The 15,690-nt window shown below is 44.8% G+C and carries 11 protein-coding genes; 8 read left to right on the top strand and 3 right to left on the bottom strand.

Going from position 1 to position 15,690, the window contains the following annotated elements:
• Positions 1–10: 10 nt before the first annotated feature.
• From leuC to leuA, 3 genes are all read right to left on the bottom strand, one after another.
• A complete protein-coding gene (gene leuC / locus R7P80_RS12360; protein WP_225491720.1) occupies positions 11–1,411 on the bottom strand; it encodes a 3-isopropylmalate dehydratase large subunit in 1,401 nt (466 codons plus the stop codon).
• A gap of 185 nt (positions 1,412–1,596) precedes the next feature.
• Positions 1,597–2,688, bottom strand: a complete 1,092-nt coding sequence (gene leuB / locus R7P80_RS12355; RefSeq protein WP_054574254.1) for a 3-isopropylmalate dehydrogenase — start codon at positions 2,686–2,688, stop codon at positions 1,597–1,599.
• Between the two features lie 82 nt (positions 2,689–2,770).
• Positions 2,771–4,318: a 2-isopropylmalate synthase gene (gene leuA / locus R7P80_RS12350; RefSeq protein ID WP_005379685.1), complete on the bottom strand. Its 1,548-nt coding sequence runs from the start codon at positions 4,316–4,318 to the stop codon at positions 2,771–2,773.
• Positions 4,319–4,837: 519 nt separating this feature from the next.
• Here leuA and R7P80_RS12345 point away from each other — a divergent pair.
• From R7P80_RS12345 to R7P80_RS12310, 8 genes are all read left to right on the top strand, one after another.
• Complete coding sequence (locus R7P80_RS12345) at positions 4,838–5,635, top strand: SH3 domain-containing protein (RefSeq protein WP_054574255.1); 798 nt, start codon at positions 4,838–4,840, stop codon at positions 5,633–5,635.
• Between the two features lie 152 nt (positions 5,636–5,787).
• Positions 5,788–6,336, top strand: coding sequence for a phosphatase PAP2 family protein (locus tag R7P80_RS12340; RefSeq protein ID WP_005379690.1), 549 nt, complete (start codon positions 5,788–5,790; stop codon positions 6,334–6,336).
• Between the two features lie 3 nt (positions 6,337–6,339).
• On the top strand, positions 6,340–7,386 hold the full coding sequence (locus R7P80_RS12335) for an MJ1255/VC2487 family glycosyltransferase (protein WP_005379691.1): 1,047 nt from the start codon (positions 6,340–6,342) through the stop codon (positions 7,384–7,386).
• A gap of 555 nt (positions 7,387–7,941) precedes the next feature.
• On the top strand, positions 7,942–8,901 hold the full coding sequence (calR, locus tag R7P80_RS12330; protein ID WP_005379693.1) for a LysR family transcriptional regulator CalR: 960 nt from the start codon (positions 7,942–7,944) through the stop codon (positions 8,899–8,901).
• 293 nt (positions 8,902–9,194) lie between these two features.
• Positions 9,195–11,003, top strand: a complete 1,809-nt coding sequence (locus tag R7P80_RS12325) for an AMP-dependent synthetase/ligase (RefSeq protein ID WP_033906039.1) — start codon at positions 9,195–9,197, stop codon at positions 11,001–11,003.
• 449 nt (positions 11,004–11,452) lie between these two features.
• Positions 11,453–13,177: an acetolactate synthase 3 large subunit gene (locus R7P80_RS12320; RefSeq protein ID WP_225491721.1), complete on the top strand. Its 1,725-nt coding sequence runs from the start codon at positions 11,453–11,455 to the stop codon at positions 13,175–13,177.
• 1 nt (position 13,178) lies between these two features.
• Entirely contained in the window at positions 13,179–13,673 is a 495-nt protein-coding gene (ilvN, locus tag R7P80_RS12315) for an acetolactate synthase small subunit (protein WP_005379697.1), read from the top strand.
• Positions 13,674–13,783: 110 nt separating this feature from the next.
• Positions 13,784–15,664: a GGDEF domain-containing protein gene (locus tag R7P80_RS12310; protein ID WP_053303326.1), complete on the top strand. Its 1,881-nt coding sequence runs from the start codon at positions 13,784–13,786 to the stop codon at positions 15,662–15,664.
• Positions 15,665–15,690 lie beyond the last annotated feature (26 nt).

The following is a 15,690-nucleotide window of genomic DNA, read 5'->3' as shown; positions in this document are numbered from 1 at the left end:
GGTTTGCTCCTTAGTCTAGTTCACGAATATCTACAAAGTGACCAGCAATTGCTGCTGCCGCTGCCATCGCAGGGCTCACTAGGTGGGTACGGCCATCACGACCTTGGCGGCCTTCAAAGTTACGGTTTGAAGTAGACGCACAACGTTCATGTGGGCCCAAACGGTCATTGTTCATTGCTAGACACATCGAGCAACCTGGTAGGCGCCACTCAAAGCCCGCTTCTTTAAAGATAACGTCCAAGCCTTCCGCTTCTGCTTGCGCTTTTACTTGCTCAGAGCCAGGAACGATCAGCGCTTGAACGTGAGGCGCGACTTTGCGACCTTTCGCTACTTCAGCGGCTGCGCGCATGTCTTCGATACGTGAGTTAGTACAAGAACCAACGAAGACTTTATCGACGTTGTAATCAGACAATGACTTGCCTGCCTCTAGGCCCATGTAAGCCAATGCTTTTTCTGCCGATGCCTTTTCTACTGGGTCGGCAAAGCTTTCTGGTGCTGGGATAGGTTGATCTACCGCGATCACTTGGCCTGGGTTAGTACCCCAAGTGACTTGTGGTTTAATGTCTGCTGCGTTTAGCGTCACGACTGCATCAAACTGAGCATCATCGTCAGTTTTTAATGTCTTCCAGTATTCTACTGCTGCATCAAAGTCGGCACCTTGAGGTGAGAATTTACGGCCTTTGATGTATTCGAACGTGGTTTCATCTGGCGCAATCAAACCGGCTTTCGCACCTAGCTCTATCGCCATGTTACATACGGTCATGCGGCCTTCCATTGAAAGGTTTGTGATCGCTTCACCACAGAATTCAACCACGTAACCTGTACCACCCGCTGCTGTCGTTTCACCGATGATGGCTAGCACGATATCTTTCGCCGTGATGCCCGGATCCACTTTGCCTTTTACTTCGATCTTCATCGTTTTTGCGCGCGCTTGTTTTAGCGTTTGAGTTGCTAATACGTGCTCAACTTCAGATGTACCAATACCAAAAGCGAGAGAACCGAACGCACCGTGTGTAGCCGTGTGCGAGTCACCACAAACAATGGTCATTCCCGGTAGGGTAATACCAAGCTCTGGGCCCATAACGTGCACAATACCTTGGTATTTGTGGTTAATGTCGTAAAGCGTAACACCAAACTCTTCACAGTTTTTCGATAGCGTTTCCATCTGGATACGTGCCATCTCACCGGATGCGTTGATGTCTTTGGTGGTTGTTGAAACGTTGTGGTCCATGGTGGCAAAAGTTTTGCTGACCTGACGCACTTTACGACCTTTTTCACGCAAGCCGTCAAATGCTTGCGGAGACGTCACTTCATGTACCAAGTGACGGTCGATGTACAAGATTGGGTTTTCCCCTTCTGCTGCGACGGCAACGTGTGCGTCGTAGACTTTTTCGTATAATGTTTTGCCCATTGTTTGCTTCCTTTCCTCGTCGCCTTTGCCGCAATAACTGCGTTAGCGGCACCCATTTATCCAGTTATTTAGCGAACTAAACGCCTTAATATAAATGGGCTTGCTGCCTTGCTATTGCACCAATGACTTAGAGGAAAGCCATTGGTTGACCGAGGATTTAGTATTTATTATTAATCTGTTTTGTATTAAGAGTTTAAGATGTACTCAGCGATCTTATCGCCCATCTCAGACGTCGAAAGTGCTGGGTTGTCACCAGCAAGGTCACCCGTTAGTTCCCCCGCTGATAGCGCTTTTGAAACTGCCGTTTCGATGTCTTGTGCCGCCGTTTCCTCACCTAGGCTATAACGTAGCATCAGTGCCGCAGACAGGATTTGTGCCACTGGGTTAGCGATGTTCTTACCTGCGATATCTGGTGCACTGCCGCCTGCTGGCTCGTACAGACCGAATTTGCTTTCGTTTAGACTTGCTGACGGCAACATGCCCATAGAGCCAGTGATCATCGCGCACTCATCAGAAATGATGTCGCCGAAGATGTTTGAACACAGCATCACGTCGAACTGTGCTGGGTCTTTGATAAGCTGCATAGTCGCGTTATCAATGTACATGTGTGACAACTCGACATCTGGGTAGTCTTTTGCGGTTTCTTCGACTACTTCACGCCATAAGATAGAGCTTTGTAGAACGTTCGCTTTGTCGATAGAGCACACTTTCTTGCGACGTAGACGAGCAGATTCAAAAGCGATTTTTGCAATACGTTCGATCTCAAAGCGGTGGTACACCTCAGTATCAAATGCTTTTTCTGTTGCGCCTTCACCTTCACGACCTTTCGGTTGGCCGAAGTAGATACCACCCGTCAGTTCACGGACTACCACGATGTCAAAGCCGCGACCCGAGATGTCTGCACGTAGCGGTGAGAAAGCTTCAAGACCTGAGTGAATTTGCGCTGGACGTAAGTTACAGAACAGTTGGAAGTGTTTGCGTAGTGGCAGTAGGGCACCGCGTTCAGGTTGGTCATTTGGTGGTAAGTGCTCCCACTTAGGGCCGCCAACCGAGCCGAATAGGACTGCATCAGACTCTTCACATGCTTTTATTGTGCTCTCTGGAAGTGGGCAACCGTGATTGTCGATCGCGATACCACCTACATCATGCTCGTCACGCTCAAACGCAATACCATGTTTCTTTTCGATTGCATCCAATACTTTATGTGCCTGCGCCATTACTTCCGGGCCAATGCCGTCACCGGGTAGGACGGCAATTTTGTACGATTTGTCTGTCATGTTAATCCTTTAAGTTTTCTAATTTTGAGCTTAATTATTTCAACGAGCGTGTTCTTTCCTGAGCCGTGTAGCCCGGTTGTTATTACACAGTCGCAATCTTTTTCTGCTTCATTTCTTCGATTTTATCTGCACGATGAATGCTGTTAATAACGTGCAATAATGCTTGGCCGGAAGCCTCAACGATGTCGGTGGAAACACCCGTACCGTGGTATTTGCGACCTTTGTAGTTGGCAATGATGTCTGCTTGACCCAAACCATCTTCACCTTCACCTTTCGCGGTTAGGTCGAATTTATCCAGAACGATGTCGTAGCCTGTCACGCGGTAGATACATTGGTATAGCGCATCAACTGGGCCATTACCGACCGCTGCTTCACACATTTCTTCATCACCGCATTGCATTTTGATGCTGGTGGTAGCCATTACGCTGCCAGACTGCACGCTTAGGTAGCTCAATTTGTAGAAGTCATCTTCTTCACGCAAGTTCGAGAAGTGCATTAGGGCTTCTAGGTCGTAATCGAACACTTGGCCTTTGCGATCAGCAAGTTTCAAGAAATCCGCATACAGCGCGTCTAGGTTGTACTCGTCTTCGTTGTAACCCATGGTATCCATATGGCTCTTCACGGCAGCGCGACCGCTGCGGCTGGTTAGGTTCAGAGCTTGGTTTTTTAGGCCAATAGACTCAGGGGTCATGATTTCGTAGGTATTCTTATTCTTCAACATGCCATCTTGGTGGATGCCTGAAGAGTGGCTAAATGCATTTGCACCCACAATTGCTTTGTTGCTTTGAATCGGCATATTGCATAGCTGGCTAACCAACTTACTGGTGCGGTGAATTTCATCATGCTTAATGCCAGTGTGAACGCCCAAAAACTCTTGACGCGTCTTGATGATCATTGCGATCTCTTCAAGTGAACAGTTACCCGCTCGCTCTCCAATGCCATTGATCGTGCCTTCTATCTGACGTGCGCCAGCTTGAACGGCGGCAATAGAGTTGGCAACTGACATCCCCAAATCGTCGTGACAGTGAACGGAGATGATCGCTTTATCAATGTTCGGAACGCGGTTAAATAGGGTTTCAATAATCCCACCAAACTCACTTGGTACCGTGTAGCCAACGGTATCTGGAATGTTGATTGTACTCGCACCTGCATTGATGGCGGCTTCTACCATGCGACATAGGTTGTCTATAGGAGTACGACCTGCATCTTCACAAGAAAACTCGACATCATCAGTGTAGTTACGCGCATGTTTAACGGCGTTGACTGCCATTTCTAGTACATCGTCGTAGCTGCGGCGTAGTTTGTCTTCTACGTGAATGGTGGAAGTGGCTAAAAACGTGTGGATACGGAATTGGTCAGCCACTTTTAATGCTTCAGCGGCAGCATCAATGTCTTTCGCAACGGCACGCGAAAGGGCACAAACTCGACTGTTTTTTATGTTTTTTGCGATGGTTTGTACAGACTCGAAATCACCTGGTGAAGAGATTGGGAAGCCAGCTTCGATAACATCAACGCCGAGTCTTTCCAGCGCATAGGCAATCTGCAGTTTTTCTTTAACCGTCAAGCTTGCTGACAACGCTTGCTCGCCATCACGCAATGTGGTGTCGAATATAATGACCTGATCGTTCATGTTTGCTTCCTTCCTGATTTCTGCACTTTCGCGCAAGTGAATCGTTTACTTCCAGTATTTAGATATAAAAAAACCCGCATTCTCATGCGGGTTCTTAGAAATTGGTGTGGTTATTTTTCTTCCACAGCCTACCCGCGCGAACTGGTCACGATCAGGAGGAGGCTAAGCAGGATAGAAAAATGAGCTGACATAGTTGTTAAGCTTTCCACATAATTAAGTTAACAAATTAGTACCGCACTCCATGAAGCGCGTCAACCCTAAAGTCGATTTTTTATTCATATCGGATGAATCTTTTCGTTTGCTTGAAAAAAATGATGCACTAAGTGAAACGACATGATGCGATAGAAACGTGCTAGAAGAAGTAAGTTCTCATCAAGTTTGCGACGTTTCATTACCAAAACAAGCATCGGGATTGCGACTTGTCACACAAAGGTCCGAATTGTTTGGCAAAAGTTTTGAATGACCATTTATAGTAGTGCAGTTGCACTAGGTAAAAGAAATATAAGGGTTAGGGAAAGAATGAGGTTAACAAAACAATTTGGACGTTCAGCCATAGTATTTACTCTGGTCAGCTTGTCGGGTTGTCAGCTGTTTCAATCGCAGACCTATGTGGAAGTGGCTTCCCCCGTTGTTATGAATGATCACTCACAGAGCGTCATGGTCATCAATGATCAAATGGATCGATTTTTGAGTTATGAAGGACGCGAATCGTTCTTGAATCAGATGCTTGTTGCCCTTGAGTCTGACAGCCGAAATAAGTTTAAAGGTAAAGATCCGGAAACGTATTCTTGGTGGAAGATCCGTGTTCAACCTAGTGAGAAACAGCAAGCGGAAGTTTTCCGACCAACTACTGAAGGTGTCGATACCTCAAACCCAGTAGAGTTTATGGATGTCTCTTACCGCTCTAAGACCACATTAAACCTACGCTCCAAACCGAGTCTTGAAGGGGCAAAGCTTGGCGTATTATCGAAAGGGGAAGTCTTTAATGTGCTAGCAAAAGTGGTTGATCAACCTTGGTTTCTCGTTGAACAGAAAGGAGTGATAAAAGGTTATGTCCATAAGGATTATGCGCGCAGCAATGTGATAAATCGTGACATTTTATCTACTCAGCCTAACCCTCTACTAGAGCCTAACTCGAGTAAAACGGAGCAAACGAGTATAGAGCATGAACTGTCGGGAAACTATACTTGCCGCTCACTGAGCTATGAGCTTACAAAAGATGGCGACATGACGACAGGCTCTTTGCGCGCCTGCCGCAAGAAGAGAAAAGTCTGGTATATAGACACCCCTCAACCGCAACCATCAAACCCTTCTTAATGTTCTATTTTTATGGTTATGCCCAATAGATAAATCGTTGGGCACACCTTAATTTGGCCTTTGTCATTAATTGTCCAAACTCCCGTCATGCTGTTGTCACCTAAACCTCCTACTTTTCACAAAAAGGCGTTGTCAAAGTAAGGAAAGGTCACATGCGAACCATAGAGACAATTACACAGCCAATTGCAACCATTGCTAAGTTTGATTTAGCGCTCTCTAGTGTTTGTCTTAAGCACCGTTTTAATCAACAAGTCGCCAATATCAGTAAAGGAGTTTCCCACAGTGGTGACGGGCATCTTTACTTGGTGTTGGGGTTATTAGCTTGGTATTTAGATAAGGAGCAAGGAGTATGGTTTTTACTGGCGGGTTTACTTGCTTTTGCTATCGAGCTACCAATTTATTGGACGCTGAAAAATAGTTTTAAGCGTCGTCGCCCTGAAGAGCTTAGTGCACTCCTTCCTGCTTTTATTACCCCCTCTGATCGCTATAGTCTTCCTTCAGGACACACTGCCGCTGCGTTTGTCATGGCGACGCTGATTGATCATTTCTATCCGAGCCTAGGCGTTGCTGCATTCTTTTGGGCAAGTTTAATCGGAACCGCGCGAATCTTATTGGGTGTGCACTTTTTTACCGATGTCATCATTGGTGCACTGCTTGGCAGTCTTTGTGGTGGATTAGCGATTGCGATGTTAGGAGGCTAATTGATGAAAATCTTGTACGGTGTTCAAGGGACAGGAAACGGACATATTGCACGCGCAAGGGCGATGAGTCATGCGTTTAAAGAGCACGATGTTGAGGTCGACTTTTTGTTTTCTGGGCGAGCGCCGGAAAAATACTTTTCAATGGAAGCATTTGGCGATTACCAGACTCGCCGAGGCTTCACCTTTATTACCGAAAAAGGCTCTGTAAACTACGCGAAAACAGCATTGAATAACAATTTGGTGCAGTTTTTCAAAGAAGTTAAGCAACTCGATCTATCGTCCTACGATCTTATCATTAATGATTTCGAACCTGTGACTGCGTGGGCAGCGAGACAACAAAATAAGCCTTCTATTGGTATCAGCCACCAAAATGCTTTCCGTTATCCGGTGCCACTAAAGGGAGCAAGTTGGTTAGATAAATCCGTCATTGAATACTTTGCGCCTTCTCAACACCACCTTGGTTTGCATTGGCATCATTTTGATCAACCTTTGTTACCACCGATAGTGCATACCGTCGATAGCCAAGCAGAAAACGACGACTTCGTGTTGGTGTATCTACCGTTCGAATCGATTGAAGATATCTCGGACTTATTGTTCCACTTTAATCAACAAGCGTTTATCTGTTATCACCCGGATGTGATCGAATGTGAGCAGGTAGAAAACATAGAACTGCGCCCTTTATGCCACAGCAACTTCCAGCATCATTTGCATCGCTGTAGTGGTGTCATTGCTAATGGTGGGTTTGAGCTTCCTTCAGAAGCCTTGTCTTTGGGGAAAAAATTGTTACTAAAGCCACTCGCGGGTCAATTCGAGCAGCAGAGCAATGTTGCGACCTTAGAAGATTTAGGGCTTGCGATGTCGATGGAGAGCTTAGACATTTCCGCAGTACGCCAGTGGCTAAAGGAGCAACAAGCCGAAAGTGTGAAATACCCAGATGTTGCTCAGGCTATTGTTCATTGGGTACTGCAAGGTGCATGGGATTCAAAAGCAGAGTTATCCAGACAGCTGTGGGAGCAGGTTGATTTTCCAAGTTACGTGTCGAACATTTAAGTACGTTGTTCTAAGTACATTGTTCCTTCCATTTTTGACACGATTTTGTTGCAGCCTTTCTGTTTGGAAGGCTGCATTTTTATTCTTCCTCTCTCATTTCTATTCAGTGTGTATTTGCTGATAATTTGACTGATAAGTGCAAAATTCAATCAGAGGTATAGCTGTCATCTGTTGTTCTTATTCCAACTAATAACTGAGCTAAATGCATGCTTGTGTTGACCGCCTGTCCTATCAATTTGCTAAATACGTCCTCAAAGAATGCATTTTTACGTGTTTTATAGTTTTTTATGTTTTTATCAAGTCTTTGTTATTTAACAAATAAATACCTAATTGGCTAAAATTTACTGATTAAATATCAATCTAGTTGCGAAACCGCAATCGATTAGTTGATAGTACAGTTCGAGCCGGAAGTATCCGGACGATAAATATAATAAAAAGTTAGGTTATCTATTCGTAAAATGATTCGAATCCAGCCGCCGTCTTTTGTGCGAGATGGGATTCTATTCGTTATGAATTTAATGAACAAAGTTGACGATTACAAAAGAGGCGCACTCAATGTTAGAGAAGAAAGACGCGATGAGCGCAATTGCTAGCTACCGTATGGAAAGCACTTTGCGTGGTGTAGATTTAAACCTACTGACTGTATTTGATGCTGTAATGCAAGAGCAAAATATTACTCGTGCAGCACATAACCTAGGTATGTCTCAGCCGGCGGTAAGTAACGCCGTGGCACGCTTAAAAGTGATGTTTAACGACGAGCTATTCATGCGCCAAGGCCGTGGTATTCAGCCTACGCAACGAGCACGTCAACTGTTTGGCCCTATTCGCCAAGCACTACAGCTGATTCGCAATGAACTTCCTAGCTCTGTATTCCAACCAGAATCTTCGACTCGCTTATTCAAGCTTGCGATTTGCAGCCCTTGCGACATGCGTTTTGCTCCGAAGATCATGGCAAAAGTGAATCAACAAGCACCAAACGTTCAGCTTCACCTAGATGCAGAATTTGACCGTTTGTTGTCTGAGCGTATGCGCTACCAAGAAATTGATTTCGTGATCGACTACGCTCGTTTTGATGAGCAAGGTTTCTCAAGTACTGAAATCTTCAAAGATGAATTAGTGGTTATCGCATCAAAAACACACCCACGCATTCAAGGTGGTGTGACGGCTGAGCAACTGCTTAACGAAAAGCATGCGAAGTTATCGAAAGTGCATGGCCAACGTAGTTTCTCAGAGCAAGCGTACCGTGAACTGGATTGCCAAGCGGCGTATGAAGGTTCTAGTTTAAGCAACCTACTATACGTGGTGGGTCAATCTGAGCTTGTGACTATTGCACCACGTTGGATGGCGGAAAATGCGGTAAACAGCGATCAACTGCAAATTCTTGATTTCCCATTTGCGAACAAAGAAATCAGCGGCTTCTTAAGCTGGCATGAATCAAGCGAAAAAGATAAAGGCCACATTTGGCTGCGCGATCAACTGATGATCACTTGTGGTGAAGTCGTTGCCGCAAAATAAGATGACGTTTGGTCTTCTCGATTAGACCATATTGGTAATCATCAATTTTTACAATTCATTGGTCCCCGAGCGATTTTTGTCTCTCGGGGCTTTTTGTTTTCGTAATCAACAATCGAAACAGTAAGTTAAATAGAGTAATCATTCAGCAATTTGAGGTACGTTCGCGACGTATAAGTGATAGTTGTCTCTTATTAGTGATAAGTTTGATACTGGTCAGTTGCGTTTTAGCAAGCCGTGAGTACACTTGTTCGCTCAATTAGCTTACGCCTGTAAGCCAAAAGGTAAGTAAAAGAATGGCCAAGTTAGATTTTCATATCGTTAAACGTATTCGTGAACAAATTGCGAACGGTGGTACACGCGTTGCACTCAAGCATAAAGTGGGTGAGGAGTGGCAAGGTATTACGTGGACGCAATTTGGTCAGCAAGTTGATGCTTTATCACTTGCACTTTTGGCTCAGGGATTAGGAGTCCAAGATAAGATCGGCATTTTCTCGAACAACATGCCGCAATGGACGATCGCTGATATCGCAGCACTGCAATTACGCAGCGTGACAGTACCTATTTACCCAACCAATACTGCCGCCCAGTCGGCGTACATCATTAACAATGCAGACGTCAAAGTTCTGTTTGTTGGTGAACAGCCTCAATTTGATGCAGCCGTGAGCATTTTCGACCAGTGCGAACAGTTAGAGCTCATTGTTGCGATGTCTGATGATATAGAACTTGGCGATCATGATTTCGTTATCTCTTGGCAAGCATTTGTTGCCAAAGGCGACACTACATATCAAGTTGAATTGGACGCGCGTTTAGATCAGGCAAAAGAAGATGATCTACTCACGCTGATCTACACCTCGGGTACAACAGGCCAGCCAAAAGGCGTTATGTTGGACTACGCAAACATTGCGGCGCAATTGGAAGGGCACGATCAGCGCTTGAGCCTTTCTCAAAGTGACGTGTCATTATGTTTCCTTCCGTTGTCACACGTATTTGAGCGCGCTTGGACCTTTTATGTATTGTACAAAGGGGCGACCAACTGCTATTTGCAAGACACCATGCAAGTACGTGATGCACTGAGCCAGGTGCGACCTACCGTGATGTGTGCCGTACCGCGTTTCTATGAGAAGATCTTCTCTGCGATTCACGAGAAAGTGTCTCGCGCGCCGATTCACCGTAAGATCATGTTTACTTGGGCAGTCAACATGGGCGCAAAAATGGCCGCTTGTCATCAAGAAAAACGTCAGCCATCGCTCTTGCTGCGTAAGTCATACGCTTTGGCGGATAAGTTGGTTCTGAGCAAACTGCGTGCGCTACTTGGCGGGCAAATCAACTTTATGCCTTGTGGTGGTGCAAAGCTGGATGAAACCATCGGTCGATTCTTCCATGCGATTGGTATCAACGTTAAGTTGGGCTACGGCATGACTGAAACCACGGCGACAGTATCGTGTTGGGATGATAAATGTTTTAACCCCGACTCTATTGGTATGTCGATGCCTGGCGCACAGGTTAAGATCGGCGAAAACAACGAGATTCTGGTTCGTGGTCCAATGGTGATGCGTGGCTATTACAAAATGCCAGAAGAGACGGAAAAGACCTTTGATGAGCACGGTTTCCTAAAAACGGGCGACGCTGGTTACATTGATGAAAATGGCAACTTGTTCATCACCGATCGTATCAAAGAGTTGATGAAAACTTCAGGTGGTAAATACATCGCTCCACAAATGATTGAAGGTGCTATTGGTAAAGACCACTTCATCGAGCAAATCGCAGTCATTGCGGATACTCGTAAGTTTGTTTCTGCGCTTATCGTGCCTTGTTATGACTCGCTAGAAGAGTACGCGAAAGAGCTGAATATCAAATATCACGATCGCGTTGAGTTGATTAAGCACCACCAGGTGGTCGAGATGCTTGAGAAGCGTGTGAACGATCTTCAAAAAGAGTTGGCAAAGTTTGAACAAGTGAAGAAGTTTAAATTGTTACCAAGAGCTTTCTCTATGGATGATGGTGAGTTAACGCCAACTCAAAAACTTCGTCGTAAAGTCATCAATGACAAATACCAAGATGAAATTGAAGAAATGTATAAGGAAAAGTCGGATAAAAAGTAACTTAAGCTGACTTAGATTTTATATTGATGAAAAAGTCCCCAGTGATGTGATCGCGCATTGCTGGGGATTTTTGTTTGTATTGATTTTTTCTGTTCTGCTCGTCAAATAACGCTATTTCGCACCCTGTAGCTAACAGCTTATGAAATAATGTTCTTTTTTTGAGCGTTAAATTTTTAGGTTGTACTGTGAAATAGGAGATGTGTGGCTGCTATTCCTACTAACATTCTAATTACTAGTATCTTGTTTAAAAAGTAGACCAATCTCTCATTAGACCCTTTGATAATAAAACGTTACATTTGTTGGGTAACCTTGCGGGATGTTATGACGAACGCAAGACATAGCCGAAAACGTGGAAGTATTTCGATTAGGCTACGAATAAGACCTAGACTATGTAAAACCAGACCAATCCGTTGACCTTACGGTGAGGAAACTGGCTAAGGAGAGCAATTATGACAGCAATGTTGTCAGGCGCAGAGATGGTGGTTCAATCTCTGATAGAAGAGCACGTAGAGCAGATCTTTGGCTACCCAGGTGGCTCTGTTTTGGATATCTACGATGCACTGCATGCCAAAACCGATCAAATCAAACACGTACTTGTAAGGCATGAGCAAGCCGCCACTCATATGGCAGATGGTTACGCTCGAGCTACCGGTAAACCGGGTGTCGTACTTGTGTGCTCGGGGCCGGGCGCGACCAATACCATTACGGGTATTGCAACAGCGTATATGGACTCTATCCCAATGATCGTTATCTCGGGTAACGTACCGAATAGCCTAATTGGTAATGATGCTTTCCAAGAGTGTGACATCGTCGGTGTCTCCCGCCCAGTGGTCAAACACAGCTTTTTAGTAAAAAAAGCGGAAGATATTCCTGAAACAGTCAAAAAAGCGTTTTATATCGCGACTACGGGTCGACCTGGTCCAGTTGTGATTGATTTGCCAAAAGATGTGATGAACCCGCAAATCAAACTGCCTTATCAATATCCAGAAACGCTTTCAATGCGTTCTTACAAGCCGACAACTTCGGGCCATAAAGGCCAGATTAAAAAAGCGCTTAAATCGCTATTAGAAGCGAAAAAACCAGTGCTTTATATCGGTGGTGGTGCGGTGATTTCTGGCGCTCATGAACATATTTTAGAGCTTTCCGACAAACTGAACCTACCCGTTGTGAGTACTTTGATGGGCTTGGGGGCATTCCCGGGTACACATAAAAACTCACTGGGCATGTTGGGTATGCACGGCACTTACGAAGCTAATATGGCAATGCATGAAGCGGATCTTATTTTTGGTATCGGTGTGCGTTTTGATGACCGTACAACCAACAACCTTGAAAAGTACTGCCCAAACGCAAAAGTGATGCATATTGATATCGATCCGTCATCGATCTCGAAAAACGTGAAAGTGGATTTGCCGATCGTAGGTTCTGCGGAAAAAGTGCTGACAACCATGCTCGGGCTGCTTGCAGAGCAAGGTAGTGGAAATGATCAAGATGCTATCACTGCATGGTGGGATGACATTCAAGTATGGCGTGACCGCAACTGCTTGTCTTATGAAACGTCTCCAGAACGAATCAAGCCACAGCAAGTAATTGAAACGCTGCACAAGCTAACTAATGGTGACGCATATGTGGCGTCTGATGTGGGCCAGCATCAGATGTTTGCGGCGCTGTACTACCCATTCAATAAGCCGCGCCGTTGGATAAACTCTGGTGGTCTTGGCACCATGGGATTTGGTCTTCCGGCTGGCATGGGCGTGAAGTTTGCCATGCCACAAGAAGAGGTCGTGGTTGTGACTGGTGACGGCAGTATTCAGATGAATATTCAAGAATTGTCGACAGCCATGCAATACGACATTCCAGTGAAGATCATCAACCTGAACAACCGATTCTTAGGCATGGTAAAACAGTGGCAAGACATTATTTATCAAGGTCGTCACTCTAATTCTTACATGAGTTCTGTTCCTGACTTTGCAGCGATTGCAGAAGCTTATGGTCACGTCGGTATTCGTATCGAAACGCCTGATCAGCTCGAAGAAGGGCTACAAAAAGCGTTGGATATGAAAGATCGTCTGGTGTTTGTGGACATCAACGTAGACGAAACCGAACACGTATACCCGATGCAAATCAAAGGTGAGGGTATGGATAAAATGTGGCTAAGCAAAACGGAGAGAACTTAATATGAGACACATTATTTCATTGCTATTGGAAAACCAACCGGGTGCGTTGTCTCGTGTTGTTGGTTTGTTCTCTCAACGTGGTTACAACATTGAATCTTTGACGGTATCACCGACTGATGATGAAACCCTGTCGCGAATGAACATTACCACGACATCTGATGAGATGCAGTTGGAACAAATTCAGAAGCAGTTACACAAATTGATCGATGTGCTGAAAGTGCAAGAAGTCACCGAGTATGAGCACATTGAGCGTGAACTGATGATGGTGAAAGTGAAAGCCAGTGGTTTTGCGCGAGCAGAAGTGAAGCGGACGGCAGACATCTTTCGTGGCCAGATCGTGGATGTCACGGCTTCCCAATACACCGTACAACTTGCGGGTACGAGTGAAAAGCTAGATGCCTTCATTCAAGCGATATCCGAAGTGACCGAAGTTGTCGAAGTTGCTCGTAGTGGTGTCGTTGGCATTGCGCGAGGAGAGCGAGCCCTCAAACCTTAACTCTCTGATTGCATATAGAAAAGCCACTTAATCTAAGTGGCTTTTTTGTTTAGAAAATAACAATTAATGATATAATTGTCGTTTTAGTAAGCATGATAGGCATTAGACGTGTGAAAGTACCTAAGCGAGTCGGCACCTTATTGGCGACAGCACTATTTTTTAGTGCACTCACTGCCGCTTACTACTATCAGAAATATCTGACGTTGTTAGAAAACAATGTTGAGAACACCGCTCAAGAAGCGTTACATCAATTGGCCTATACTGGCCGTGAATACAGCAATATTCAGGATCAAATCGAAACGATCAGTGACCTACTTGGTCACAGCCAAAGTCTGTATGAATATCTGCGCCAACCTAACCGGGTGAACCGTTCCATCTTAGAAGACATGTGGATCTCGGTCGCAATCAATCAAAAGTTGTATAAGCAAATTCGCTTTCTTGATGTTTCTGGTCGAGAAAAAGTGAGGATTAATTATGAGATTGAAACAGGCGCTGCGTTGCCCGCGATCAAATTGCAAAATAAGTCAGAGCGAGATTACTTTCAATTCGCTAAGAACTTAGACGATGGCGAAATCGCTTCGTGGGGGATAGGTTTAGAACGAGAGTATGGCGAGTTAGTCTATCCCTATAGCCCGTCACTGCGTATTTTGATGCCTATTTCGCTTAACGGAAAGCGCGAAGGGTATCTTGTGCTTAATGTTGATATTGACTATTTATCCTCTCGACTCAACTATTCGTCAGTGCTTGATTTCCATATTGAGCTGATTAAAAGTGACGGATTTTACATTGATAGCCCTAAATCAGCTCGTTTGTATGGCTATATAATTCCCGCTCGCTCTCAATTTAATTTTGGCCGGATGTACCCAAACATTTGGCGTAGTTTAAATTCAAAAGATTCGGGCTATGCTTACAATGGTTCGAATTTGGTCGCGTATCGCACCATCCAGTTTGTTTCTAGCGAACCTCTTCATCTGGTTATTGATCTTACCAATGAGCAGTTATTATCCCGAGCTCAGAGGGATATTGATGACTTAATCCAAGAAGCGTTTTTTGTTCTAAGTTTGGTGCTCGGCTTCACTTTGCCGACGGCAGCCCTTGCTCTGCATTATCGGCGTCATAGTATGGAATCGAAGTTGGCTCGAGCTGCTCTTGATGGTATGACTGCGGTGATGATCTCGGATGCTTCACATAGAATCATCATGGTTAATCAAGAGTTTGAAAACATGATGGGTTACTCAACCAAGCATGCCCAAGGTTGGAGTGCACATCATTTAATTCTCTTACCTGAAGATCTCGAAGCAAACCTGAGTATCTGGAAAACACTGAAGAGTGAACACGTATGGGAAGGGGAGATTCGTTGTCGAACTAAGTTTAATCAAGTCTTTACTGCAATAATGCGTATTCAGGCGAATTTAACCAAATCAGGTAAAGTGAGTTATTACATTACGTCGCTGGTGGATATCTCTGGGCAAAAAGAGTTAGAAGAAAAATTACGAAACCTAAGCGAAAAAGATGGCTTGACGGGGTTGTGGAACCGCCGAAAATTTGAAGAGCAATTGGCGCAATATGCGGGGATTATTGAACGCTATCCTGATAGCCCTCCTGCTTGTTTGGCGTTGTTTGATATTGACCATTTTAAGCGTATTAATGACGAGCTTGGCCACGACGAAGGAGACAAGGTGATTTGTAGTGTCGCAGAAACCCTCCTAGAAGAAGTCCGCAGCACAGACTTTGTATCTCGTGTCGGTGGTGAGGAATTTGCAGTGATTATGCCGCATACAACACTAGAAGAGGCTGAAATTGTATTGAACAGGCTACGTGTCGCGGTTCAAATGCGTAGTGATAGAGGTATTACTGTAAGTGCTGGATATAGTGATTTAACCTCTGATCGTACAAGAACGTATAAATGTGCTGATATTGCTTTGTATGAGTCAAAAAGTGCAGGGCGTAACTGCGTATCGCTATGTCATAGTTATGATGATATTGCTTAGTGCTTTTACAAAAACGAAAAAACGGG

The organism is Vibrio sp. 2092, from assembly GCF_033339635.1.
Lineage (GTDB): Bacteria > Pseudomonadota > Gammaproteobacteria > Enterobacterales > Vibrionaceae > Vibrio > Vibrio alginolyticus.
This window is presented reverse-complemented; position numbering and strand designations above follow the sequence as displayed.

Coding starts and splice junctions, on each gene's coding strand:
- leuC (WP_225491720.1), bottom strand. CDS start 1,411: ATGGGCAAAACATTATACGAAAAAGTCTACGACGCACACGTTGCCGTC.
- leuB (WP_054574254.1), bottom strand. CDS start 2,688: ATGACAGACAAATCGTACAAAATTGCCGTCCTACCCGGTGACGGCATT.
- leuA (WP_005379685.1), bottom strand. CDS start 4,318: ATGAACGATCAGGTCATTATATTCGACACCACATTGCGTGATGGCGAG.
- R7P80_RS12345 (WP_054574255.1), top strand. CDS start 4,838: ATGAGGTTAACAAAACAATTTGGACGTTCAGCCATAGTATTTACTCTG.
- R7P80_RS12340 (WP_005379690.1), top strand. CDS start 5,788: ATGCGAACCATAGAGACAATTACACAGCCAATTGCAACCATTGCTAAG.
- R7P80_RS12335 (WP_005379691.1), top strand. CDS start 6,340: ATGAAAATCTTGTACGGTGTTCAAGGGACAGGAAACGGACATATTGCA.
- calR (WP_005379693.1), top strand. CDS start 7,942: ATGTTAGAGAAGAAAGACGCGATGAGCGCAATTGCTAGCTACCGTATG.
- R7P80_RS12325 (WP_033906039.1), top strand. CDS start 9,195: ATGGCCAAGTTAGATTTTCATATCGTTAAACGTATTCGTGAACAAATT.
- R7P80_RS12320 (WP_225491721.1), top strand. CDS start 11,453: ATGACAGCAATGTTGTCAGGCGCAGAGATGGTGGTTCAATCTCTGATA.
- ilvN (WP_005379697.1), top strand. CDS start 13,179: ATGAGACACATTATTTCATTGCTATTGGAAAACCAACCGGGTGCGTTG.